This is a genomic window from Oerskovia sp. USHLN155, from assembly GCF_037145535.1.
Classification (GTDB): Bacteria; Actinomycetota; Actinomycetes; order Actinomycetales; family Cellulomonadaceae; genus Oerskovia; species Oerskovia rustica.
The window spans coordinates 198,659-220,886 of record NZ_JBBCXG010000010.1; the positions used below are offsets into that span (position 1 = coordinate 198,659).

20 protein-coding genes are annotated in these 22,228 nt (G+C 73.8%); 14 read left to right on the top strand and 6 right to left on the bottom strand.

The window, feature by feature from the left end; genetic code table 11:
• Positions 1–38: 38 nt before the first annotated feature.
• Positions 39–1,226, top strand: coding sequence for an SLC13 family permease (locus tag WFH32_RS15720; protein ID WP_336708253.1), 1,188 nt, complete (start codon positions 39–41; stop codon positions 1,224–1,226).
• Positions 1,227–1,377: 151 nt separating this feature from the next.
• Here the strand turns inward: WFH32_RS15720 and WFH32_RS15725 are convergent, their stop codons facing one another.
• Positions 1,378–2,109: a hypothetical protein gene (locus WFH32_RS15725; RefSeq protein ID WP_191794893.1), complete on the bottom strand. Its 732-nt coding sequence runs from the start codon at positions 2,107–2,109 to the stop codon at positions 1,378–1,380.
• Positions 2,110–2,233: 124 nt separating this feature from the next.
• Between WFH32_RS15725 and WFH32_RS15730 the strand changes: the two genes are divergently transcribed.
• From WFH32_RS15730 to WFH32_RS15750, 5 genes are all read left to right on the top strand, one after another.
• A complete protein-coding gene (locus tag WFH32_RS15730) occupies positions 2,234–2,569 on the top strand; it encodes a YnfA family protein (RefSeq protein ID WP_336708254.1) in 336 nt (111 codons plus the stop codon).
• 47 nt (positions 2,570–2,616) lie between these two features.
• Positions 2,617–3,141, top strand: a complete 525-nt coding sequence (locus WFH32_RS15735; RefSeq protein WP_336708255.1) for a GNAT family N-acetyltransferase — start codon at positions 2,617–2,619, stop codon at positions 3,139–3,141.
• 190 nt (positions 3,142–3,331) lie between these two features.
• Positions 3,332–4,543, top strand: a complete 1,212-nt coding sequence (locus tag WFH32_RS15740) for an LLM class flavin-dependent oxidoreductase (protein WP_191794899.1) — start codon at positions 3,332–3,334, stop codon at positions 4,541–4,543.
• Between the two features lie 157 nt (positions 4,544–4,700).
• Positions 4,701–5,324, top strand: a complete 624-nt coding sequence (locus WFH32_RS15745; RefSeq protein ID WP_191794902.1) for an FMN reductase — start codon at positions 4,701–4,703, stop codon at positions 5,322–5,324.
• A 252-nt stretch (positions 5,325–5,576) separates the two neighbouring features.
• The gene (locus tag WFH32_RS15750; protein WP_191794904.1) at positions 5,577–6,083 is read left to right on the top strand and encodes a DoxX family membrane protein; all 507 of its coding nucleotides are present in this window, start codon (positions 5,577–5,579) and stop codon (positions 6,081–6,083) included.
• On the opposite strand, the gene WFH32_RS15755 is transcribed toward WFH32_RS15750, so the two are convergent.
• A complete protein-coding gene (locus WFH32_RS15755; RefSeq protein WP_336708257.1) occupies positions 6,004–7,158 on the bottom strand; it encodes a hypothetical protein in 1,155 nt (384 codons plus the stop codon). The genes WFH32_RS15750 and WFH32_RS15755 overlap by 80 nt on opposite strands.
• The gene (locus WFH32_RS15760; RefSeq protein ID WP_336708259.1) at positions 7,155–7,667 is read right to left on the bottom strand and encodes a hypothetical protein; all 513 of its coding nucleotides are present in this window, start codon (positions 7,665–7,667) and stop codon (positions 7,155–7,157) included. Before WFH32_RS15760 ends, WFH32_RS15755 begins: the two co-directional genes overlap by 4 nt.
• 176 nt (positions 7,668–7,843) lie before the next feature.
• On the opposite strand from WFH32_RS15760, the gene WFH32_RS15765 reads away from it, so the two are divergent.
• From WFH32_RS15765 to WFH32_RS15785, 5 genes are all read left to right on the top strand, one after another.
• Positions 7,844–9,181: an ion channel protein gene (locus tag WFH32_RS15765; RefSeq protein ID WP_191794910.1), complete on the top strand. Its 1,338-nt coding sequence runs from the start codon at positions 7,844–7,846 to the stop codon at positions 9,179–9,181.
• Positions 9,182–9,716: 535 nt separating this feature from the next.
• Positions 9,717–10,904: a sensor histidine kinase gene (locus WFH32_RS15770; RefSeq protein WP_336708260.1), complete on the top strand. Its 1,188-nt coding sequence runs from the start codon at positions 9,717–9,719 to the stop codon at positions 10,902–10,904.
• Positions 10,901–11,686: a response regulator gene (locus tag WFH32_RS15775; RefSeq protein WP_191794914.1), complete on the top strand. Its 786-nt coding sequence runs from the start codon at positions 10,901–10,903 to the stop codon at positions 11,684–11,686. The genes WFH32_RS15770 and WFH32_RS15775 overlap by 4 nt, the downstream gene beginning before the upstream one ends.
• Positions 11,687–11,853: 167 nt before the next feature.
• Positions 11,854–12,654: a bifunctional hydroxymethylpyrimidine kinase/phosphomethylpyrimidine kinase gene (thiD, locus tag WFH32_RS15780; protein WP_336708262.1), complete on the top strand. Its 801-nt coding sequence runs from the start codon at positions 11,854–11,856 to the stop codon at positions 12,652–12,654.
• 157 nt (positions 12,655–12,811) lie between these two features.
• Positions 12,812–15,490: a phosphoenolpyruvate carboxylase gene (locus tag WFH32_RS15785; RefSeq protein ID WP_191794919.1), complete on the top strand. Its 2,679-nt coding sequence runs from the start codon at positions 12,812–12,814 to the stop codon at positions 15,488–15,490.
• A gap of 165 nt (positions 15,491–15,655) precedes the next feature.
• Here WFH32_RS15785 and WFH32_RS15790 read toward each other — a convergent pair whose 3' ends face one another.
• Positions 15,656–16,438, bottom strand: a complete 783-nt coding sequence (locus WFH32_RS15790; protein WP_336708263.1) for a deoxyribonuclease IV — start codon at positions 16,436–16,438, stop codon at positions 15,656–15,658.
• A gap of 163 nt (positions 16,439–16,601) precedes the next feature.
• Here WFH32_RS15790 and WFH32_RS15795 point away from each other — a divergent pair, with 163 nt between their 5' ends.
• Both WFH32_RS15795 and WFH32_RS15800 read left to right on the top strand, forming a co-directional pair.
• Entirely contained in the window at positions 16,602–16,901 is a 300-nt protein-coding gene (locus tag WFH32_RS15795) for an MTH1187 family thiamine-binding protein (RefSeq protein ID WP_138827129.1), read from the top strand.
• Positions 16,902–17,037: 136 nt separating this feature from the next.
• Complete coding sequence (locus WFH32_RS15800; RefSeq protein WP_191794924.1) at positions 17,038–18,543, top strand: hypothetical protein; 1,506 nt, start codon at positions 17,038–17,040, stop codon at positions 18,541–18,543.
• 23 nt (positions 18,544–18,566) lie between these two features.
• Here WFH32_RS15800 and WFH32_RS15805 read toward each other — a convergent pair whose 3' ends face one another.
• A complete protein-coding gene (locus WFH32_RS15805) occupies positions 18,567–19,454 on the bottom strand; it encodes an ABC transporter permease (RefSeq protein ID WP_191794927.1) in 888 nt (295 codons plus the stop codon).
• Positions 19,451–20,503: an ATP-binding cassette domain-containing protein gene (locus WFH32_RS15810; protein ID WP_336708265.1), complete on the bottom strand. Its 1,053-nt coding sequence runs from the start codon at positions 20,501–20,503 to the stop codon at positions 19,451–19,453. The genes WFH32_RS15805 and WFH32_RS15810 overlap by 4 nt, the downstream gene beginning before the upstream one ends.
• A gap of 85 nt (positions 20,504–20,588) precedes the next feature.
• Between WFH32_RS15810 and WFH32_RS15815 the strand changes: the two genes are divergently transcribed.
• Positions 20,589–21,770: a helix-turn-helix transcriptional regulator gene (locus WFH32_RS15815; protein ID WP_336708266.1), complete on the top strand. Its 1,182-nt coding sequence runs from the start codon at positions 20,589–20,591 to the stop codon at positions 21,768–21,770.
• The last annotated feature ends 458 nt before the right edge of the window (positions 21,771–22,228 follow it).

Genomic DNA, 22,228 nt, shown 5'->3' on the forward strand with positions numbered 1-22,228 from the left:
GCGGGACGAGCAGGCTGTGAGCCGGGAGGGAGGACGTCGTGGCAGGTCGACGGGTGCGGGTGCCGCTGTGGGCGGTGGCCGTCGTGGTGGCCGCGTCCGTCGTCGCGGTCGGGTGGCTCCCGCTCGACGCCGCAGGCCGGCTCGCGGCCCGCGTCGGGCCGATCCTGCTGTTCCTCGTCGCGATCACGGTGGTCGCGGAGATGTGCGCGGCCGCCGGCCTGTTCGACGCCGCAGCCTCCTGGGCGCTGCGTCTCGCCCGGGGCGGCCGCCTGCGCCTGTGGGGGCTCGTGGTGATCCTCGCGAGCGCGTGCACGGTCGTCCTGTCGCTCGACACCACGGCCGTCCTGGTCACGCCCGTGGTCCTGACGATCGCGCGTCGCACGGGATCCCGGCCGCTGCCGTTCGCGCTCACCGTCCTCGCGCTCGCGAACACGGCCTCGCTGCTGCTGCCCGTCTCCAACCTGACGAACCTGCTCGCCGCCCACCGCCTCGCAGGGCTCCAGCCCGGCGTACCGTACGCCGCGACCATGTGGCTGCCGGCGCTCGTGGTCGTCGCGGTGACGGTCGCCTACCTGCTCGTGGTCCACCACCGCGACCTGCGCGGGACGTTCGACGCGCTCCCCCTGGTCGCCGAGCGCGACCGCGTGCTCCTGCCGCTCGCCGCGCTCGTGACGCTCGCGCTCGGGGTGTGCTTCGCCGTCGGGCTGCCCGTGGCCGCCGTCGCGGTGGGTGGCGCGGTCGTGCTGCTGGCCGTGACTCTCGCGCGGCGCCGAGACCTCGTGGCGCCCGTGGGCGAGCTCGTGCCCTGGCGGACCGTCCTTGTCCTCGCCTCGCTCTTCGTGGCCGTCGAGGCGTGGCAGGTGCACGGCCTCGGGGACCTGCTCGCACGGTTCGCGGGCACCGGGACCGGGACGGGGGACCTGCTCCAGGTCGCGGGGGCGGGCGCCGTCGCGGCCAACGTCGTCAACAACCTGCCCGCCTACCTCGCGCTCGAGCCTGCCGCTGCGGACGACCCCGCACGGCTCGCGGCCCTGCTCGTCGGCGTGAACGCCGGTCCGCTGATCACGCCGTGGGCGTCGGTCGCGACCGTGCTGTGGTGGGTCCAGTGCTCCCGGCACTGGATGGGGTTCCGCGAGGTCGGCTGGTGGCCGCTCGTCCGGCAGGGTCTCGTGCTCGCGCCGCTCGCCGTGGTCGCCGGGGCGCTCGCGGTCGCGGCGGTCGTGTAGCTGAGCGTCCCGCGCTGCGCGCCCCCGGTGCCGAGCGTCCCGGTGCCGAGAACGGGGTTGAGGCCGTCATCGAGGGATTGGCGACCTCAGCCCCGTTCTCGCGCGCACGGAACCCGTGGGTCGACGACGCGAGGTCGTCGCGAGCCGCCCCTCAGGCGCGCACGCCGATCCACAGCCTCCCGTGCGGCACGAGGTCCACGCTCCGGTGCTCCTCGAAGCCGATGCGCTGCATCCCCTCGACCCGGGCGGGGTCGACGACGGCCGTCAGCAGCGGACCGTCCGCGGGCGCCACCGGGACGCCGTCGGGCGTGCGCTCGGCGCGCGCGGGCGCGTCCACGAGCAGGCGCAGGGTGGCGGCGCGTTCCGTGCCCTCGACGTCGGGCGCGACGGCCGCGGCGACGAGGATGAGGCGCGGACGGACGGCGTCGAGCGCGTCGGCGATCACGGACTGGGCGACGTCCAGGGCCTGACGGGTCGCGACGCGGACCGGCTCGTCGTCGGCGGGCTCGTCGAGCGGGTCGACGCCCACCTCGCGCACCAGGACCCCGCGCAGCTCGTCCTCGAAGGCCGGGACCTCGGGCGGGAGCCACACGGTCGTGGCCAGCAGCCCGTCGGCGTCCTCGGCGACCCAGATCTCGCCCTGCTCCATGATCCCGTGGCTCAGGACGAGCCGGGTCGCGGACGAGAGCTGCTCGGGGTCGACCGGGGCGTCGGGGGTGCCGTCGCCGTCGAGGTCGACCACGGGGTGGTCCGCGGTGAGCAGTCGGGCCACGCCGGGCACGTCGACGAAGCGTGCGCGTCTGACGGTCACCTGCGCCGCCCGTGAGGGTGCCACGTCGTGCGCGTCGCCCTGCTCGGGATGCTCGGTCTCTGGGGTGGGCATCGGGGCTCCGATCCTTCGGGGACTGCGACCTCCTGCCAGTCTCGCCCGTCCGCCTGTGAGGGGGCTGTGCGCGAGAGGATGGGCGCGACCCTGCACTCACCCGTCGTCGCCCGAGGAGACCACCGTGACCGTCCTGCGCTCGATCCTGCTCTTCGGGGCTGCGGCCCTCTTCGAGATCGGTGGCGCGTGGCTGGTCTGGCAGGGGGTCCGCGAGCACAAGGGGTGGGTGTGGATCGGGGCGGGGGTCGTGGCGCTCGGGCTGTACGGCTTCTTCGCGACGCTCCAGCCCGACGCGAGCTTCGGGCGGATCCTGGCGGCGTACGGGGGAGTGTTCGTCGCGGGCTCGCTCGTGTGGGGCATGGCCGTCGACGGCTTCCGGCCGGACCGCTGGGACGTGCTCGGGGCGCTCCTGTGCCTCGTGGGCGTCGCGGTCATCATGTACGCCCCGCGTCCGCAGTGAACGAAATGTCCTCGACGGCCACGGCGGCGTTCGCCAGGATGTCGGCCATGCCTTCCCGCCTTCCGCGTCCCTCGTCCACCGGCACCGACGGGTCCACCAGCACCGTGGGGGGCGAGGGCGCCGCGCTCTCGGTCCGCGCCTTCGCGGCCGCCGACTACTCGTGGCTACGGGTCTGGTACGAGGACCCGGTGCTCGACGAGGAGCTCGGCCCGCTCGACGACGAGTGGCTCGAGTACGTCCTGGCCGACGAGACGGGCGAGGAGCTGGTCGTCCTGTCGGACGGAGTCCCGGTCGCGGTGGTCGGGATCGTGTGGGCGAACGGGGAGAGCACGGCGCACGCCGTCACCGACATCGCCGTCGACCCGGCGCGCCGGGGGACGGGCCTGGGGCGCGTGGCCCTCGACCAGGTCGTGGCTCACGTCGAGCGGGACGCCCCCGACGGTTGGGTCGCGTTCGTCGACCGGGAGAACCTGGCCGCGTTCGCGTTCTTCTCGGCACTGGGCTGGGAGCACGCGGCCGAGCCCGATCCCCAGGACGAGGACGGCATGCACTCGTTCGCGCTGCGCCCGTAGCCGCCGCCCACCCCTGGCCCGACGGCGCGGGGCGCCCGATCGCCCCGGGTGCGCTCCGCCGTCGGGCCGCGGGGAGAGGTGTCGCGTGACCCACGCCACCTCCAGGTTCGGGGAATAACCCCGGGACCTTCCCGGTTCTCCTCCAAGTACATGCAAATGCATCAACTTGAAGGACGAGGGAGCAACCCCCATGCAGTTCGGAATCTTCACCGTCGGCGACGTCACCACCGACCCCGTCACCGGTCGCACGCCCAACGACACCGAGCGCGTGCGGTCCATGCTCACCATCGCGAAGCACGCGGACGAGGCAGGCCTCGACGTCTTCGCCACGGGTGAGCACCACAACCCCCCGTTCGTCCCGTCGTCCCCGACGACGATGCTCGGCTACCTCGCCGGGCAGACGAAGAACATCATCCTGTCGACCTCCACGACGCTCATCACCACGAACGACCCGGTGAAGATCGCCGAGGACTACGCGATGCTCCAGGTCATCTCGGACGGTCGCATGGACCTCATGATGGGCCGCGGCAACACCGGCCCCGTCTACCCGTGGTTCGGCAAGGACATCCGTGAGGGCGTCAACCTCGCGATCGAGAACTACGCGCTGCTGCGCCGCCTCTGGGAGGAGGAGGTCGTGGACTGGCAGGGCAAGTACCGCACGCCGCTCCAGGGCTTCACGGCCACGCCGCGCCCGCTCGACGGCGTCGCGCCCTTCGTCTGGCACGGCTCGATCCGCACCCCGGAGATCGCCGAGCAGGCCGCCTACTACGGTGACGGCTTCTTCCACAACAACATCTTCTGGCCCATGAGCCACACCAAGCAGATGGTCCAGTACTACCGCCAGCGCTTCGAGCACTACGGCCACGGCAAGGCCGACCAGGCGATCGTCGGGCTCGGTGGCCAGGTCTTCATGCGCAAGAACTCCCAGGACGCGGTCCGCGAGTTCCGGCCCTACTTCGACAACGCGCCCGTCTACGGGCACGGCCCGTCGCTCGAGGACTTCAGCGCGCAGACCCCCCTGACCGTGGGCAGCCCGCAGGAGGTCATCGACCGTTACGGCGCCATGCGGGAGCACGTCGGCGACTACCAGCGCCAGCTCTTCCTCATGGACCACGCGGGCCTGCCGCTCAAGACGGTCCTCGAGCAGATCGACCTGCTGGCCGGCGAGGTCGTGCCCGTGCTCCGCAAGGAGATGGAGGCCAAGCGCCCCGCCCACGTCCCGAGCGACCCGCCGAGCCACGCCCAGCGCGTCGCCAAGGCCCGCGCCGAGGGCAAGATCGCGGAGCAGGTCGTCGCGGCCGCGGACCACTGGACGGGCAAGACCGCCGAGGACGACATCCTCGCGGCCGAGGCCGCCGAGGGTGCGGGGACCGCCCGCAAGGGCTCCGCGTTCGGTCTCTGACCGACCGTCCGCCCGGGGTGACCCGGGCGGGCCGGGCCGCCCTTGTGGCCAGGGGCGGCCCGGCTCCTCAGCACCACCGGCCACGCACCACGCACCACCCGCCGCACGCACCGTGCGGCACACTCGAAGAACCCTCACGAACCAGGAGCACCACCTCATGACCGCTCGCCAGATCGTCGCGATCTCCGCCGGCCTCGGCCAGCCGTCCTCGACCCGCCTCCTCGCCGACCGGCTCTCCGCCGCCACGGTGGCCGAGCTCGGCGACCTGGGCGTCGCCGCCGAGGTCACGACGGTCGAGCTGCGCGACGTCGCCCACGCCATCACCGACGCGATGCTCACGGGCTTCGCGAGCGGTGACCTCGCCGAGGTGAACGAGAAGGTCACGGGCGCCGACGCGCTCGTCCTGGTCACCCCGCTGTTCACGACCACGTACTCGGGCCTGTTCAAGTCCTTCGTCGACATCCTCGACAAGGACTCGCTCCAGGGCGTGCCCGTGCTGCTGGGCGCGACGGGCGGCACGTCCCGCCACTCGCTGGCCGTCGAGTACTCGATGCGCCCGCTGTTCACGTACCTGCACGCCGACGTCGCGACGACCTCGGTCTTCGCGGCCACCGACGACTGGGCGGCCGAGGGCGACAGCACGCACGACGCAGGCCCGCTCCCGGCCCGCATCCGCCGGGCGGCCAAGGAGCTCGCGACCACGGTCGCGGCCCGCGAGCCGCGCACCGCGACGGGCATGTTCGACGGCGTGCCGTCGTTCGCGCAGATGTTCGGCAAGTAGGGGCGCCCGAAGACCCACCGGCGCGCCGGGTGGTGGACCCGGTTGAGGGACCGGGGTGCGCGCCGGGGACCCGCAGCGGTGCGGGCGACGAAGGCCTCGACGGCCGAGCCGTCGAGGCCTTCGTGGTGCCGGAGCGGGCGGGTGGGTGAAACGTGGTGTGACCCGCATCACCCGTCGCCCGGGAGGGCTCCTTCTGGGTGTGCGCCCGACGACGAGGCGCCGACAACCCACCACCTCCCGAAAGGCACGTCCATGTCCACCCTCTCCGTCAACGGTCCGGCGATCTCCCGCCGAGGCTCCGTCTCGACCCACGTGAGCGACGCCGTCGACGCCCTCGCACGCTTCCTGACCCGCTGGTCCGTCCCGGCCCTGCGGGTCGCGCTCGGCCTGGTCTTCCTCGGGTTCGGGGTCCTGAAGTTCTTCCCCGGCGCCAGCCCGGCCGAGGTCGTCGCCGAGCGCACGATCGACACCCTGACCCTGGGGCTCGTCCACGGCACGGTCGCCGTGGTCGTGACCGCGGTCGTCGAGTGCTTCATCGGCCTCACGCTCGTCAGCGGGTACTGGCTGCGGGCGGGGCTCGTGGTCATGGCCGGCGCGTTCGTCGGGATCCTCGCCCCGACCGTGCTGTTCTTCGACGAGCTGTTCGGCTCCGGCATGACGCTGCTCGGCCAGTACGTCCTCAAGGACGTGGTGCTGGTCGCCGCGGCGACCGTCGTCGGGGCCTACGCGCTGGGCGCCCGGCTGCGCCGCACGGCCTGAGCCCGACGCGAGATGCGGCGACGGGGGGGGCCGCGGGGGGGGGGGGCGGGGGGGGCCCCCCGGCCGGCCCCCCCCGGGGGGGGGGGGCGGGGGGGGCCCGGGGGCGCGCCCCCCCCCCCCTCCCCCCCACCCCCACGACGGCTCCCGCAGCGGGGCGCGCCCCGTCCTCGTGCGCCGGCCCCGACAACCCCGGCCCCGACAACCACCGCCCCGGCAGCCGTCGCCCGGGCCGCAGCGCCATCGGCACCGCGACGGCCGCGGCCGTCAGGACCCACGCCGAGTAGTCCAGCCCGAGGAACGCCCAGATGCTGCCGTGCATCGCGGCGACCGCGAGCACGAACGGGACGCGCGTGACCCGGATCGCGAGCCACACCGGAGCTGTCAGCTCGAGCACGAGCGCCCCGCCCGCGAGCGCCTGCGTGAGCCACGGCTGGTCGGCGACGGCGTGGACCCATGCCTCCCCGAACGGGGACCCGCTCCCGCCCTGGCGCAGGACCCACGACATGTTGTCGCTGAAGACCCACCCGGTGCCGCTGTGCCGCAGCTTCTGCGCGCCGGTGAGGAAGTACACGGTGGCGAGCGCCGCGAGCGCGGCACGCGGTGGCCATCCCCAGTGCGGGCTCCGCCCGGTGGCGGGCAGCGCTTGCGGCGGGTCGGCGGCGAGGAGCAGGACGAACCCGACCGTGACGGTCAGGACGTCGGGATGCAGGACCTTGCCCGAGCTGCCCCACAGGGCAGCGAGCGCGGTGTACGCGCACCAGGCGAGCACGAACCCCGCGCGTCCGGAGCGGCGCGCCACGACGAGCGCCACCCCCAGGAGCCCGGCGCACTGCACCACGACGAGCAGCCACGCGGGCGGGGCGAGGAGCAGCCAGCCCATGACGGTCCCGTGGTCGGTGAGTGCGGCCGGTCGGTCGGCGATCCTGGTCCAGTCGCGGGTGGCCAGGCGCAGCCCGATCACGAGAGCGAGCAGCGTGCGCACCTCGAGCAGCCGGTGGGCGGGCCCGGGGGCCACGAGGGCGCGGTCGACGACGCGCGCCGCCCGGCACAGCGACGAGCCCGCGGGGCCGCTCACGGCACGACCTCCAGGACCGTCTCGCGCGACCGCTCGACCCAGGTGCTGGTCCCGTCGGGCAGCGTCCGCACCGCGCGTTCGAGCCGCACCGTGGTCACGGCCGCAGGGTCGATCCCGGCCAGGGCGAGCCACGCGGTCACCATCTCGCGGCGCCGTTCGGGCGTGGCCGGGGAGAGGTCCGGGTACTGGCGGGCCGTCGTGGCGAGGGGTTCGGAGCGGTCGGCCGGCTGGACGAGGACGTCGCCGTCGTCGGTCGCGGCCACGAGCTCGAGGCTCACGGTCGTGCCGGTCCGCACCGTGCTGAAGAGCCGGTACGCGGTGAGCGGCCAGACCTCGGCCTCGACGGCGGCCGTCACCAGCAGCGTGAGCACGATCCCGTACGTCACGGCGCGGGCTCGGTGCAGGTCGTGGCGCGTCGCCTGCGCGGCGCGGGTGGCGGCGTCGGGCCAGGGCGCGGTCCATGCGGGGCGGTGGCCGCGCGCGGTGCGGGCGTCGTTGCGGAGGGGCACCCGTCGACCTTCCCAAGGCTTCGCGCCAGGGACATCGGCCCGACGGCGGCACGCGCCCTCGCCTCAGGGCGCGGACCTCGCGGGGTGGGCTCAGCCCTGGGGCTGATGCGTCGCCGTCGGGCGACCGGCGTCGGCCCCGGGGCGCGCACCGACCTCGTGCGTGCCACGCTGGGCGCATGCCCGCGCGGGACGAGGATGCGACCCCCCACCCGGTGCCCGCTGCCGCCGCGGGCCAGCCGGACGCCCCTGCGCTGCGCACGCTGCTGCGGCTGAGCGTCCCGGCGGTGCTCGTCGGGATGATCTCGGCGCTCGTGCTCTACGCCCTCGACTGGTTGTCGGCCGAGGCCGAGGACCTCCTGTGGACGGACCTGCCGGGGTCGTTGGGCATGGACCCGGACTCGCGCTGGTGGATCTTCGCGATGCTGACCGGTGCGGGCCTGCTCGTGGGGCTCGTGGTGTGGCTCGTCCCGGGGCACGGCGGCCGCGACTCCGCGACGACCGAGCTCATCGCGCCCCCGCTGCCGCTGCGCGTGCTGCCCAGCCTCGTGGTCGTCACGGTCCTGGGCCTCGCCGGGGGAGTGAGCCTGGGGCCCGAGAACCCGATCATCGCGATCAACACCGCGCTGCTCGTGGCACTGGTCGCGCGGCTGTGGCCCCAGGTACCCACGGACCTCGTGGTGATGCTCGCGGCGGCCGCGACGATCGGCGCGCTGTTCGGGACGCCCGTCGCGGCCGCGCTCGTGTTCACCGGGGTCGTCGCGGGCTTCCCCCGGGGCGGCCCGCTGTTCGACCGGCTGTTCCTCCCGCTCGTCTCGGCCGGTGCGGGGGCCATGACCATGGACGCGTTCGGTCGCCCGTTCGCGTCGATGGACCTGCCCGACCTCGGGGTGCCGGACATCGGCGACGTCGGGATCTCGCTCGCGGTCGCGACGCTCGCCGCAGGCGCCGCCCTGCTGGGCGTGCTCGCGTTCCCGCACGTGCACCGGTTCTTCCACGGCATGCGCAACCCGGTCCTGTACGTGACGCTCGGCGGCGTGCTCCTGGGCGTCCTGGGCGCGATCGGTGGCCCGCTCACGCTGTTCAAGGGCTCCCAGCAGTCGTTCGAGCTCGTCCAGCAGCGCGCCGACTTCTCGACGTGGAACCTGGTCCTCATCTTCGCGGTCAAGCTCGTGGCGCTCGTGATCGCGGCCGCGGCGGGGTTCCGGGGCGGGCGGATCTTCCCCGCGGTGTTCATCGGGGTCGCCGCCGGGGTGGCCGTCAACGCGGCCTTCCCGGGCGCGCCGCTCGGTCTCTCGGTCGCGAGCGGCGTCCTGGGCGTGGTCCTGGCCGTGGGACGCGACGGGTGGATCGCGCTGTTCGTCGCGGTCGCGGTCGTCGGAGACGTCGGGGTCCTGCCCGTGCTGTGCCTCGCGATCCTGCCGGCCTGGCTCCTCGTGCGAGGCGCACCGGAGATGCTCGCGGCCCCCGAGGTGACCGACCACGCCGTGCCGCGGCGCGAGCCCGGCGTCGCGTAGCGGGTCGTCGGCCTCAGGGGTCGGCGCCGCAGTGCACCCGCCGGTTCCACAGGTCACCCGACGGTTCACCCGCCGGACGAGCCGTCGCCGCGCGCGGGGCACGTCCCACCGGACGTGTCCCCGGTCCCGGGCGTGGACGTGGGCACCGACGGTCCCGCAGGTCCCACCGGCTCCGCCGGGTCCGCCGGCACCGACAGCACCGACATCGACGATGTCGACACCGGGGCGCCCTGCGCCACGAGCTCGTACGCCGACACGGCGCTCGCGAGGATCCCGGCCCCGATGACCGCCGCGTACACGCGGTCCGCGAGGGACGGTCGGCATCGGTGGGCCGGGGGTGGGGGAGACGCAGCACGGGACATGTCCCGACCCTCTCCCGGCCCACGCCCCCCGGGCATCGACCCCGGGGCGGCCCTGCCCCTGGCCGCAGGGCGCGTCCCGCCCGGGCGCGCTCCCTCCCAGGGCGGACGCGACGCCGTCGGGCCCCCGCCCCAGGGCGGTGCCGGAGCGGACCCCGCCTCGCTACGGTGGGTCCGTGCACCTCGCCCTCCGCCGCGCGCCCGTCTGGGCGCAGGACCTCCTCGCGGCCCTCGCGGTCGGTGCGGTGTGGTTCGGGTTCGTCGGGTACATGTACCGGGGCGACTACTGGAGGCCGCACTTCATCGAGCCGTACTGGTGGACGGGGGCATGGCTCGTGGGGGTGCTCGCCCTGCGGCGCGTCGCGCCGGGGTGGGCGTTCTGGGGCACCGCGATGTTCTACCCCCTGTTCCAGTCCGGCGTCTCGTCGAGCCTGTTCCACCTCGCACCGTTCCTCGTCGCGGGCTTCTGCGCGACCCGGCAGGGAGCCGTGCCGCCGGCGCTCACGGCGATCGGGGCCGTCCTGTCGGGGTGGGCGCTCAACCTGTACCTCCAGTCCCTGCTCGGGTACGGGAAGATCAACTCGTGGGCGACCCCCTCGGACGTCCTCTCCACGGTCGCGCTGGCGCTCGCGGCCGTCGCGCTCGGGTGGATGGTCCGGCGCATCGCCGTGACGGGGGAGGAGCTGCGCGCGCGCAACGAGGAGCTCACGGCACTGCAGGGGGTGCTGGCACAGCAGGCGGTGCTCGCCGAGCGCACGCGCATCGCACGCGAGCTGCACGACGTCGTCGCGCACCACATGTCCGCGATCGTCGTCCGGGCGCAGGCCGCGGACCGTGTCGCCCCCAACCAGCCCCGGGCCCCGGCAGAGGCGGTCACGTGGATCGCGGAGGAGGGCAAGAAGGCGCTGACCTCGATGCGCTCGGTCGTGCACGTGCTGCGTCGTGAGACCGGGGAGGCGCTCGAGCTCGCGCCCGCCCCGGCGCTCGTCGACGTCCGGGCTGCGGCCGCACGTCTGACCGCGTCCGGACGGGACGTCGAGCTCGACCTGCCCGACGACCTGGGCGACCTGCGACCCGAGGTGAGCCTCGCCGTCGTGCGCATCGCCCAGGAAGGTCTGACCAACGTGCTGCTGCACTCGCTCGCCCCGCGCCTGAGCCTCGAGGTCGTCGCGACGCCCGGGTACGTGCGCGTCGCCGTGAGCGACCCCGGCCCGCCCCTGCCCGACAACCCCGACCTGCACGGCGGCAACGGGCTGCTGAACATGCGCGAACGCGCGCTGTCGTGCGGCGGCACGCTGTCCGCCGGACCCGACCACAACGGCGGCTGGCGCGTCCAGGCCGTCCTGCCCCGAGAGGCCTCATGACCCACGCCCCCGTCCCGCCTCCCCCTCCGGAGCCCGGCGCCCTGCCCGGGCTCGTCCTCGGCCACGTCGTCGCCGAGAGCCGAGCCTTCAGCGAGCCCGTGCGCGTCGTCGTGGTCGACGACCAGGCGACGATCCGCCTGGGCCTGCGCATGATCCTCGACAACGAGCCCGACATCACGGTCGTGGGCGAGGCCGCCGACGGCGCCCAGGGCGTCAGGATGGCCCACGCCCTGCGGCCCGACGTCGTCCTCATGGACGTGCGCATGCCGCACCTCAACGGGATCGACGCCGCCGCGCAGATCTCCGGGGACCCGGCGCTCGCGGGCGTGCGCACGCTCGTCCTGACGACGTTCGACGACGACGAGTACGTCTACGGCGCCCTGCGCGCGGGGGCCGCGGGGTTCCTGCTCAAGGACGCCGACCCCGAGGCCCTCGTGAACGCGGTCCACCGCGTCCGGGCGGGGGACAGCCTGCTGGACCCGGGCGTCACGCGGCGGATCATCGAGCGGTACGTCGAGCTCTCGGACTGGCACGCCGGCTCGGGCGTCGCGGCGGCCCCGCGTGCCGGGGCCGGGCTCGAGCTCGCGACGCCGCGCGAGCGCGAGGTGCTGCTCGCCGTCGCTCGTGGCCTGTCCAACAAGGAGATCGGGGACGAGCTGTTCCTCTCGGAGGCGACCGTCAAGAGCCACGTCCGCTCGCTGCTGACCAAGGTGGGGCTCACGAACCGGGTCCAGCTCGTGATCCTCGCGTACGAGGCGGAGCTGGTGCGGCCGGGGCGGTGAGGGCTGCGACGGCGCTGACGGCGCTGACGGCGCCGACGGGCGCGAGCGGGCGCCGACGCCGCCCCACCACCGCCGCCCCACCACCGCCGCCCCGGCGGTGCGGCGTACGCTTTCCCGGGGGCCAGGCCCGGTCCCACCACTCTTCCTCGAAGGACACAGGCAGCACCATGGTCAACCTCGCGTACGTCATCGCCGGATCGGAAGCCACCGGGGGAGCCGGTATCCAGGCCGACCTCAAGACGTTCCAGGAGCTGGGCGTCTACGGCGTCGGGACCCTGACGTGCATCGTGTCGTTCGACCCGAAGAACGGCTGGGGCCACCGGTTCGCCCCGGTCGAGCCGCAGGTCATCGCGGACCAGTTCGAGGCCGCGAACGCCACGTACGACCTCGACGTCGTGAAGATCGGCATGCTCGGCACGCCCGCGACGATCGACGTGGTCGCGGAGTCGCTCGCGAGCAAGCGCTGGCACCACGTGGTCCTCGACCCGGTCCTCATCTGCAAGGGCCAGGAGCCGGGCGCGGCCCTCGACACCGACACCGCGCTGCGCGAGAAGATCCTGCCGTTCGCGACCGTCATCACCCCGAACGTGTTCGAGGCGAAGATCCTGTCCGGCATGGAGAAGATCGAGTCGGTCGACGACCTGGTCGAGGCCGCCGAGCGCATCCACGCCCTGGGCCCGGACTTCGTGGTCGTCAAGGGGGGCGTCGAGCTGCCCGGCCCGGACGCGGTCGACGTCCTGTTCGACGGCCAGGAGATCACGGTCTTCTCCGTCCCCAAGGTCGGCGAGGAGCGCGTGAGCGGAGCGGGCTGCACGTTCGCGGCGGCGATCACGGCCGAGCTCGCCAAGGGCAACGACGTCGAGCGCGCAGTGGGCGTCGCGAAGCAGATGGTCACCGAGGCCATCGAGGCGCGCGTGAGCTCGCACGCGCCGTTCGACACGGTGTGGCAGGGCGCGTTCACGCACTGACCCCGGCCCGACGACGTCACGCGCCCGGGCGAGGTCTTCTCGCCCGGGCGTCGTGCTCGATCTCAGCAGCCCGGCGTTCGCCGTCCGGTCCGACGGATCGACCACCAGGCAGACGCCCTCGACATGCCGAGCCGTCGAGCGCCTAGGCTACGGACCCGTGACCGACAACCTTTCCTCCGCATCCACCGACGGCAACGGCCGCACGGGCGCCCGGCACGAGGTCCCGGCGCCGCTGCGCGACGACGTCCGGCTCCTCGGCCGTCTGCTCGGCACGGTCCTGACGGAGTCGGGGGATCCCGCGCTGCTCGACGACGTCGAGCACCTGCGCGAGCTCTCGATCCGCGCGTACGGCGAGCACGCGGACGCCGCGCTCGAGGAGGCCGAGCGCCTCGTCGAGGGCTTCAGCCACGAGCGCGCCGAGCAGGTGGCCCGCGCGTTCACCGTGTACTTCCACCTCGCGAACCTCGCCGAGGAGCACCACCGTGTGCGCGTCCTGCACGACCGTGAGGCCGAGCTCGCGCCGTCGGTCGTCGACGACACCCTCCCCGAGGCCTTCACGCAGCTCGCGGACGAGGTGGGTCACGAGGAGGCCCTCGCCCGCCTGCAGCGGCTCGAGTTCCGCCCGGTCCTCACCGCGCACCCGACCGAGGCCCGGCGTCGGGCGATCTCGGCCTCGATCCGCCGCCTGTCCGGGCTGCTCACCGAGCGCGACTCCCTGCCGTCCGGTGGTGCGTCGCTCGCGGAGAACGAGCGCAAGCTCCTCGCCGAGATCGACGGCATGTGGCGCACGTCCCCGATCCGCGCCGCGAAGCCCTCGCCGCTCGACGAGGTCCGCACCGCGATGAGCGTGTTCGACGCCACCCTCTTCACGGTCTTCCCGACGGTCTACCGCCGCCTCGACGACTGGCTGCTGGCCGACAAGGCCGGCCACGACCGCCCGCAGGCGGCACCGTTCGTGCGCCTCGGCACCTGGATCGGCGGCGACCGCGACGGCAACCCGAACGTCACCGCGGAGACCACGCGCCAGGCAGCGGCCATCGCGGCCGACCACGCTCTCCAGGCCCTCGAGCGTGCGGCGCAGCGCATCGGGCGCACGCTCACGCTCGACGAGCAGGGCACGCCCGCGTCGGACGGGCTGCGCTCCCTGTGGCAGAAGCAGCGCCAGCTCTCCGAGGCCATCACGGCCGAGGCCGCCGCGGAGTCTCCCGCCGAGCCGCACCGCGCGGTCATGCTCGTCGTGGCCCGTCGCATCGCCGCGACCAGGCTGCGGGACGCGGACCTCGCGTACACGGTGCCCGAGCAGCTCGAGACCGACCTCAAGGTCGTCCAGGACTCGCTCATCGCGGCGGGCGCGCCCCGTGCCGCGTACGGCGACCTGCAGCAGCTCGTGTGGCAGGTGCAGACCTTTGGGTTCCACCTGGCCGAGCTCGAGGTGCGCCAGCACTCGCAGGTCCACGAGGCCGCCCTCGCGGAGATCGCGGAGCACGGCGTGCACGGCGCGCTGTCCGACCGCACGCGCGAGGTGCTCGACACGTACCGCGCGATCGGCTCGATCCAGCAGCGCTACGGCGTGCGAGCCGCCCGCCGCTACATCGTGTCGTTCACGCAGAAGCCCGAGCACCTGGCCGCGGTCTACCAGCTCGCCGAGCTCGCGTTCGAGGGCGCCGACGACGCACCCGTGATCGACGCGATCCCTCTGTTCGAGACGTTCGCGGACCTCGAGGCGAGCGTCGAGATCCTCGAGGCCTCGCTCGAGCTGCCGCAGGTCCAGCGCCGCCTCGCGGAGAACGGCCGCAAGGTCGAGGTCATGCTGGGCTACTCGGACTCGTCCAAGGACGTCGGACCGGTCTCCGCGACCCTCGCGCTGCACTCCGCCCAGAGCCGCATCGCGCAGTGGGCGCAGCGCCACGAGATCAACCTGACGCTGTTCCACGGCCGCGGCGGTGCCCTCGGTCGTGGTGGCGGTCCCGCGAACCGTGCCGTCCTCGCCCAGCCCCCGGGCTCGGTCGACGGCCGGTTCAAGCTGACCGAGCAGGGCGAGGTCATCACGGCCCGGTACGGCGACCCGACGATCGCGGCCCGCCACATCGAGCAGGTGGCCGCGGCGACGCTGCTGGCCTCCGCACCGTCGGTCGAGCGCCGCAACGCCGAGGCGACCGCGCGCTTCGCCGACGTGGCAGCCGCTCTGGATGCGTCGTCGCGCGAGCACTTCCACGCACTGGTCCGCAGCGAGGGCTTCCCGCAGTGGTTCTCCGAGGTCACGCCCCTCGAGGAGGTCGGCCTGCTGCCGATCGGGTCGCGCCCGGCCCGCCGCGGGCTCTCCGTCGAGTCGCTCGAGGACCTGCGCGCCATCCCGTGGGTGTTCTCGTGGTCGCAGGCCCGCATCAACCTCGCCGGCTGGTACGGCCTGGGCACCTCGCTCAAGGAGTTCGGCGACCTGGAGCGCCTGCGCGAGGCGCACCGCGACTGGCCGCTGTTCGCGACGCTCATCGACAACGTCGAGATGTCGCTCGCCAAGGCCGACGAGCGGATCGCGGAGCGCTACCTCGCGCTCGGCGACCGCGACGACCTCGCGGCCAAGATCCTCGACGAGCTGCGCCTGACGCGCGAGTGGGTCCTGAAGATCTCCGGGAACGAGTGGCCGCTGGCCGGCCGCCGGGTCCTGGGGCGCGCGGTCCAGCTCCGCAGCCCGTACGTCGACGCGCTGTCGCTGCTCCAGCTCCGTGCTCTGCGCGGTCTGCGCTCGGGCGCGGAGGGCCAGTACAAGGACGGCTTGCAGCACCTGCTGCTGCTCACGGTCAACGGCGTCGCGGCGGGCCTGCAGAACACGGGCTGACCTGCGCTGCCCTCTCGGTGCCGAACATGCGGTGGGCGTCCGTCTCTACCCTGAGACGGACGCCCACCGCATGCTCGGGCGACGCCACCCGCGAGTTCGCCGCGCGGTCGATCTCGACTCCTGCCGTACCCGCCCTGCCTGGCTCAGGTGACGCCGTCGGGCCGCTCAGCCCAGGCGCGCGCGCAGCCAGGCGATGTCCGGGCCCATGTCGCCGTGCGTCTCGCAGATCACGGGCGCCCCGGCCGAGGCGACGACCGCGACCAGCTCGTCGGGCGGGATGAGCCCGTCACCGAAGTGGGCGTGCCGGTCGGCGCCCGAGTCGAACGTGTCCCGGCTGTCGTTCGCGTGCACCAGGTCGATGCGGCCCGTCACTGCGCGGACCTGGTCCGCTGCGGTGCTCAGGTCGATCCCGCCCGCCCAGGCGTGGCACGTGTCGAGCGTGAAGCCGACCTGGTCGCCGCCCTCCGCGGCACCGATCGCGTCCCACAGCCGCCCGATGCTCTCGACCGTGCGGGCCATCGACCTGGCGCCGCCCGCGGTGTTCTCGATCAGGACGGGCACCTTGGCGTCGAGCGCGTCGATCGCCTTGCGCCAGTTGTCGTAGCCGACCGCGACGTCGTCGGTCGCGGTCACGTGGCCGCCGTGCACGATCACGCCCTTGGCACCGATCTCGGCCGCACCGTCGACGATCTTCTGGAGCGACTTGCGGCTCGGGATCCGGATGCGGTTGTTGGTGCTCGCGACGTTGATGACGTACGGCGCGTGCACGTACAGGTCGAGGTCCGCGGCCGCGGCGTCCGCGCGCAGGGCCTCGGCGCCGCCGGGGTACGTGAACTCGGCGCCCTTCCAGCCCTGGGGGTCGCCCAGGAAGACCTGGGCCTGGTCGGCGCCGATCGCTCGTGCCTGGTTGACGGCGTCGGCCTGGTCGACGTGTGCTCCGATACGCATGTGGCCCACGCTACGTGCAGCGGGCGACGCTCGGCTCGGCGGGGGACGAGACGTGTCGCCGAGTGTGCACTTCGGGTCGTCTTCTCGGCGCAGGGACGACCCGAACTGCACGCTCGGTGACCTCCGCCCCCGCCCAGCCCCCGAGAAGCGGCATGATGGCCTCATGGCCATCTTCGCTTTCTCCGTCGCCCCGCTCGGTGCCGGCGAGTCCGTCACTGACGCCGTCGCCGAGGCCGTCCGCATCGTCCGCGCCTCAGGGCTGCCGAACCGGACCACGTCGATGTTCACCGAGATCGAGGGTGAGTGGGACGAGGTCATGGACGTCGTCAAGCGAGCGACCGAGGCCGTGGGGGCTGGCGGGCACCGCGTCTCGCTCGTGCTCAAGGCGGACATCCGCCCAGGTCGGACGGGGGAGCTGACCGGCAAGGTCGAGCGCGTCGAGGAGCGCCTGGCCAAGGACTGAGACCGGCCGGGACGGCCTCGTCCCAGTGGGTGAAACGGGCTCGTTCGAGTCGCTCGCACGGGCGTCGTAGGCTATGCGGCAACGCCGCCGTCCCGGGCAGCGTTCGAGGTCGCTTCCCGAGCCGCAGGAGACCCAGATGCCCCTCTTCGAGGTGGACGCCGAGCGTCCAGTTCTCGTCCGCCCGTCGCAGCCGGCGGGTGGGGGCTTCGGCACGGTCGCGCAGCGCGTGGTCGACGGCCACCTGGACGGCCTGCTCGGCGAGCAGATCTTCCCCGTCAGGCAGGGGTCGTCGACGGACGAGCCGCACCTGCTGGCGCTCGACGCCGCGGGCCTGCCCGTCGTGATCGAGGTCGTCTCGGAGCTGACCGAGGAGACCCTGACCCGGGCCATGAACCACGCCGGCCGTGCGGGGCAGCTCACGCGGGCCGAGCTCGCGAGCCGCTACGTCGGGGGCGCAGCGCGGTTCCAGCAGGACGTCACGACGTTCTACGACAACGTGCCGCTCACACGCTCGCAGGCGACGTCGCGGGCCACGGGGGCCCGCCTGATCGTCATCTGCTCGAGCGCGGAGGACGGCATCGTCGACGCCCTCGACTTCCTGCGTCAGCCCGGGTCGTCGGTGTCGGTCCTCAAGCTCGGCGTGATGCACGGGGCGGACGGCCGCCGGTTCGTCGACGTCTCGCCCCTGGTGCCCGAGCGCACGGCGCGTCCTGCAGCCCCGGCCGCTCCTCGCCGGGCGGCGGTCGAGCCCACGCGCTCGGCGCAGCGCACCGCGGACTTCGCCGAGGGCGTCGCGGTGGGGCGCGCGCTCACCGGCAAGCTGCCGATCGTGACGCAGCGCTCGCGCGCCGACCGTCGTCGAGGTTCGGAGCTCGAGGCCGCCGCGACCGTCTACGGGAGCGCCGCGGGCTCGACGGACGTGACGGGGCCGCTCGAACCGATCCACGAACCGCTGCTCGGCGCGGACCGCGGTCTGCCCACCGAGCTCTCGGTGCCGCCCGTCCCGGAGGTACCGCCGGTGCCGCCCGTGCCCCTGCTCGCGTCGCCGCCCGCGGACGAGGCGGCGGAGTTCGGCCGCTACTCGTCGACGCAGTCGGCGGAGGACGCCCTGTCGTCGCGCACGCCGAGCCGCGCCTCGATCCTGACGCGCGAGTCCATCCGCACGCGCGAGTCGATCCGGACCCGGGAGTCGGTGCTGACGCGGGAGTCGTACGAGGCCGAGGCGCCCGCGTACGACCCGTTGTCGTACCAGCCGCCCGTGAACGTCCCGGTGGTCGACGCCCTGAGCACGATCGACCCGTTGGGCCAGGACCTCGTGCCGGCTCCACCCGCTGCGTCCGTCTCGGCGCACGGCCTCGACCTGGACGACGACCCGGACGACGACCCGGACCTGCACGCGCTCGCCCGCGCCTTCGGCACGCCCGTGTCGCTCGTGTGGTCGCGCCCGCGCCGCGGGCAGCGCTTCGAGGCGGTCCTGTACCCGGACGGTTTCATCGAGCTGACCGACGGCGCGCGGTTCCGTCACCCGGACGCGGCGGCGATCGCGGCGTCGGGCACGGCGACGGCCGACGGGTGGAGCGTGTGGCGCCTGGGCGACGGCGGGCCGACGCTCACGGACGCGTTCCGCGAGCAGTACGCCTGAACCCTCCGTCGTCCCGGGCGGCGTCAGTCCGTGCTGCGCACCATGGTCCGGATCCCCACGGCCAGCCCGACGGCGGCGGTCACCAGCGCGGCGACCCAGCCCCAGGCGGCGGTCGACGAGGTCAGGTCGCCCGCGAAGAGCGAGCGCTCGGCGTCGACCAGGTAGGTCAGGGGGTTGAGGTGGCCCGCGGCCCGCATCCACGACGGGCCGGTCTCGAGGGGCAGCAGCATGCCGGACAGGATCATGAGCGGGAAGAGCAGCGTCTGCTGCACGAGCCAGAACATCCACTCCTGCTTGCGGACGGCGAGGGCCAGGGCGTAGCTGAGCGACCCGACCCCGATCCCGAAGATCGCGAGCATGAGCAGCCCGAGCACCGCGCCCACGGGGTAGAGCTCGAACCCGAACGGCAGCATCACGAGCACGACCACGACGGACTGCGCAGCGATCGGCACCATCTCCTTGAGGGCACGTCCCACGAGCAGCGACGGCCGGGAGAGCGGCGAGACGAGCATGCGTTCGTGCGCGCCGGTGTTGAGCTCCTGCTGGAGGTTGGCGCCCGTGGTCGAGGTGCCGAAGAGCGTCGTCATCACGAGGATCGACGGCACGAACCACTGCCAGACGCTGCCTCCGAGCGTCCCGTCCGCGCCGCCGTCCTGCCCGCTGAGCGTGCCGACGAGCAGGGGGCCGAACAGCGCGAGGAACACGAGCGGCTGCACGAGGCCGAACACGACCGAGAACGGGTCGTGGAGCAGCGGGCGCAGCTCGCGGACCAGGACGATCGAGGTGTCGCGCGCGAGGTTCGCGAGCCGCCCACGGGGGCGGGCGCCGGGGCGTCCTGCGGTCGGGCCGGTGCCGCGCTGCGTGCGCGTGGGAGAAGGGCCGTGGCCCGTGGTGGTGTCGACGGTGCTCATGCTGCGTCCTTCCCGGAGAGCGTCGCGCTCTCGGTGGTTCGTGCGGAGGGTGAGGTCGCGCCGGGGACGTCCGGCGTCCCCGTCTCGCGCAGGCTGCGACCGGTCAGCGCGAGGAACACGTCGTCGAGCGTGGGGCGGTGGACCTGGGCCGTGGCGACGACGACGCCCCCGTGGTCGGCCGCGCGCAGGAGCGCCGGGAGCAGCGCGGGCCCGTCCGCGGCGCGGGCCGTGACCTGGGCGCCGACGACCTCGACCTCCCGGACCCCGTCCGCGCGGGAGACGAGCTGCGCGAGGCGGGCGCCGTCGTCGGGCGTCGTGGCGTCGAGGACCACGCGGTCCCCGGCGAGGTTCGACTTGAGCGCCTCCGCGGTGTCGTCCGCGATGACCTCGCCGTGGTCGACGACGACGACACGCTCGGCCATGGTGTCGGCCTCGTCGAGGTAGTGCGTGGTCAGGACGATCGTCATGGGGTCGCCCGTGGTGGCGAGCGCGTCGGCCCGCATGCGCAGGACGTGCTCCCACAGGTTGGCGCGGTTGTGCGGGTCGAGCCCGGTCGAGGGCTCGTCGAGGAACAGGAGCGAGGGCGAGTGGACCAGGCCCATCGCGACGTCGAGACGGCGACGTTGCCCGCCCGAGAGGTCCGCGACCTTGCGTGTGCGCAGCGCGGTCAGGTCGAGCGCCTCGAACAGCTCGTCGGCGCGGCGGCGCGCGGCCCGGCGGTCCAGGCCGTACACGACGCCCTGCGTCACGAGCTCGTCGACGGCCCGCTGGTTGTGGCCCGCGGCGTTGCCCTGCCCGACGTACCCGATGTGGTGACGGACCTGCGCGGGGTGCGCGACGACGTCGTACCCCGCGACGGTCGCGCTGCCCGAGGTGGGTGCGACGAGCGTCGTGAGCATGCGCAGGGTCGTGGTCTTGCCGGCCCCGTTGGGGCCCAGGACGGCGACGAGCTCGCCCGGCTCGATGTCGAGCGAGATCCCGCGCACGGCGTGCACGGTCTCGTGGCGGCTCACGACGAAGTCCTTCGTGAGGGAGCGGGTGTGGATCACGGTGTCCTCCAGGAGTGGGTGATGACTCCACCCTGGTGGAGGTAGCGGTCAGGTTCTGTCCGCTACCTCGTGCGACGCTGGGACCATGCTCGAGACCTCGGCCCGGCTCCTCGCCCTCCTCTCCCTGCTGCAGGCCCGCCGCGACTGGCCGGGGGAGGCGCTCGCCGAGCGCCTGCGCGTCAGCCCGCGCACGGTGCGGCGCGACGTCGACCGCCTGCGCGAGCTCGGCTACCCGGTGCGCGCGACCAAGGGGCCCGACGGCGGGTACCGACTCGACGCCGGTGCCGACCTCCCGCCCCTGCTGTTCGACGACGAGCAGGCCGTCGCGGTCGCCGTCGCCCTCCAGACCTCCCAGGTGGGCGGACTGGAGGAACCGGCGCAGCGGGCGCTCGCGACGATCCGCCAGGTCATGCCCGCGCGGCTGCGGGGTCGGATCGACGCGCTCGAGGTGACCGTGGTGCGGTCGTCCGCGCAGGCCGCGCGACCCGACGTCGACCCGGCCGTGCTGGTCGCGGTGGGGAGCGCCGTGCGGGCGCGCGAGGTGCTGCGCTTCGACTACGACGGCGGGTCCACGCCGCTGCTCGGCTCGGGCGACGCGGCCTTCCGGCCCCCGCGCCGCGCCGAGCCGCACCACCTCGTGACGTGGGGCGGGCGCTGGTACCTCGTCGCGTGGGACCTCGAGCGCCAGGACTGGCGTACGTTCCGCGTCGACCGGATGACCCCGCGGACGCCCACGGGGCCGCGGTTCGCGCCGCGGGAGCTGCCGGCGGTGCCGGCGGGCGGTGGGGCCGCCGGTGGAGGAGCGGCCGGGACGTCGCGCGGTGGCGGACCGGCGGGCGGTGGTGCGGACGGAGCGCCGGGTGCGCGTCCGGGGAACGGCGGGGGAGCGTGGGGGGACGGTGCGGGGAGGTCGCGGCGCACCCGTGTGCCGGGCCCTGTGCCCGACGTCGCCGCGTACGTCGCGCACCAGTTCTCCCGTCCGCGGTGGCCCGCCGAGGGCGAGGTCGTCCTGCACGCCCGGGCGGACGACCTCGCGCCGTGGGTGGGGGACCAGGGACTGATCGAGCCGCTCGGGCCCGACCGGTCCCGGCTCGTCGCCGGGTCGTGGTCGTGGCGCGGGCTGGCCGCGTGGGTCGGCATGTTCGACGTCCCGTTCGAGGTCGTCGGGCCGGCCGAGCTGCGCACCGCGGTCCGCGAGATGGGGGAGCGGTACCGGGGGGCCGTCGGCGGCTCGGAAGGTGACTCGGACGGTGGCGCAGGTCGGTGACCTGGTCGAGGTGCGCAGGCGGCGGCCTGTCGGTGGTGTGGTGATGTGAGGTGGTGACCTGCTTGACGACCCCTGCTCGGTGGCCTTGCTCGGCGGCCTTGCTCGGTGACCGGGGTCACGCGGGGCCGGGTTGACCGGAGCGTTCACCTCCCCGTAATGTTCTCGAAGTCAGCCCGGCAGGGAGAGACAGACACCACTGCGAAGCTCTTCGGAGCCGCCGCGAAGTGGCTGTTGCCCCGGACTGAAATCCGACATCTTGATCTGGATGCCTCGCGCCTCCAGAGCCTGACGTCGGGGATCGACCTCCGAGTTTGACCCGGTACGCCGGGTTTGAAACGAAGAAGCCGGTCTGGTAGGTTAGAGAAGTTGCCCCGAGTGAAGGCCCCTGGTGGGTTGGAGTCGGTGCGTGTCGGTTGCTTGAGAACTCAACAGTGTGCTTGATAGTTAATGCCAATTGT